The following is a 2,239-nucleotide window of genomic DNA, read 5'->3' on the forward strand; positions in this document are numbered from 1 at the left end:
GTGGCGGCGCTGGCGTGCGCGCAGGCGGCCGCTGCGGTCGTATTCGCTGCGGGTGCTGAGTTGGCCTTGGGTGCGCAGCACTTCGCGGTGTAGACGGTCGCGTTCGAAGTCGCTGATGACGTGGCCGTCGAGGTTTATCTGGTGCAGGTGGCCGCTGCCGTAGTACAGGCGATTGAGCCAGCGGCCGTCGGGCAGTTGAGTTTGGATCAGGTTGCCGAGTTCGTCGTAGTGATGATTCAGGCTGCCAGCGGCGCTTTGTTCGGTAAGCAGTTGGCCCAGCGGGTCGTAGGCGAAGGCCAGCGCCTGCGTAGTCTTATCGTTGCCGGTGAAAGTGACGGCGGTGAGTTGATCCAACGGGTCGTAGGCGTATTCGGTACGGCCGTCATCGGTCACTTTCGCCAGCAAGCGCCCGACGGCATCGCGCTCCAGGCGATGCACTATGGAAGACGCCTCATTCAAGGGCACGTATTCGACAGCGGCCAGGTTATCCAGGGTGTCATAGGTATAGCGCCGCGCACTGCCGTCGAGGTCTTGCTGCGCAGTGAGACGGTCGCCCTGGTCCCAGGTGAAACAGTATTTTTCGGCGTTTTCGTTGGTCAGGGTTTGCAACCGGCCATAGGCGTCGTAGCGGAATTCGATCTGCCTGCCGTGCGCATCGACCCGCTGGCGTACCTGGCCGCGACGGTTGTGCTGGTAGAGCGTGGTGTGGCCGGCGGGGTCGGTATAGCCCACCAACTGACCGCTGGAATCACGCTGATATTGCTCGGTGCGCCCGTCCGGCAGTTGGCTGCTGAGCAAGCGCCCTTGAGCGTCATAGCTGAATTGAGTGCGTTCGCCGAGGGCGTCGGTGATGACCTGCAAATAGCCGCGCTCGTCGTAGCGAAAGCGCGTGGGGTGGCCTGAGCAATCGACATGCTCGGACAATTGCCCGAACGGGTTCCAGCGCAGCTTTTTATTTTTGCCGGTGGCGTCGATGATTTCCACCACCTGGCCAAACGCGTCATAGCGGTAGCGCGTTGTCTGACGAAGTGGATCGATTTCGCTGACGCAGTTGCCGCGCGGGTCGTATTGATAGCGCCAGGTGTGGCCGGCTGCATCGGTCTCCACCAACGGCAGCGACCAATGCTGCAGCCACAAGGTGGAGTCGATACGCCCCAACGGATCTTGCGTCTCGCACAGGTTGCCGGACTCGTCGTAACCGAACCTCCACTGACCGCCCTGAGGATCGGTGACACTGAGCAACTGGCGCTCGTCATTCCATTCGAACTGCCAGGCTTGGCCGAGGTTGTCGGTGTATTCGGTGATCTGGTACAGCGGGTTCCATTGGCGGGTGCTGACCCGTTGCAAACCATCGGTAATCCGCGTGATCCCAGCGTGTAGGTCATAGTCGAATTGGTAGTCGTCGCCCTCGTCGGTCCAATGTCGGATCACGCGCCATTCGGCGTCGTCCACACAGGCCCATTGGTAATAGCAGCGCAGCCCGCTGGGCCGTTGGTGCTCGACCATGCGCTGGCCGCTGTCGTAGGCAAAGCGGCGCTGCACATGCCCAATTGCATCGCGAACTTCGGCCAGGTCGCCAGCGGCATCGTAGTGGTAGCTGGCTAACACTTCGCGGCTTTGATCGGGGAACAGCCGTTCGATCTGTTCCACGCGCCCGGTCCATTGACGGCTGTAGCCCAATTCGATTCGCACATCATTGAAGGAATCGCGTAACCGGCTCAGCCGACCTTGGGCGTCATAGTCGAGGAGGATGCGGTTGTCGTTGCGGTCCCCTAACTGGCTCAGGCGCAGGTGCGACGGGTTGCCGGGCGTTGGTTCGAACAGCCGATAGAGCCCGTCGACGCTCTCAATCAGCAACTGGCCATTGGCATGGCGCCGCACGCTCAGGCCTTCGCCCGCGCTGAACACCGCGCCGCCCAAGGGGATCACGCCCATGTCGATCTGCCGGGCCTGCTCGTCGGTGTAGACCAGGCGCTCGCCGCCCTCAGGAAGCCCACCCATCTCGACGAAGACTTCGTAGATCACACTCCAACCGGCGCCGAACAAGCCATCGCGGCGTTCATCCCGGCTGCTGTGGTAGCGCTGCCACTCGATCGGCAACAGGCCTGGCAGGGCGAAGTCCAAGTCGTCTTCACCGTCGAGAACTTTCGCGCCCGTGGCGCTGTGTACCGGGTTGGGCGAACCTGCGGCCGCAGCGGTCAACGCATTGCTCACCTGGCCGCTGCCCCACGACGCCAGC

The 2,239-nt window shown here is 62.4% G+C and carries 1 protein-coding gene; it reads right to left on the minus strand.

The genetic code is table 11. The features are described from left to right. Positions 1-2,239, minus strand: a 2,239-nt coding sequence (locus L9Z73_RS29430) for a DUF6531 domain-containing protein (RefSeq protein WP_247408396.1), incomplete at both ends; no start/stop codon positions are given.

It is taken from the genome of Pseudomonas emilianonis (assembly GCF_023072625.1).
In the GTDB taxonomy this organism is placed as follows: domain Bacteria; phylum Pseudomonadota; class Gammaproteobacteria; order Pseudomonadales; family Pseudomonadaceae; genus Aquipseudomonas; species Aquipseudomonas paraveronii.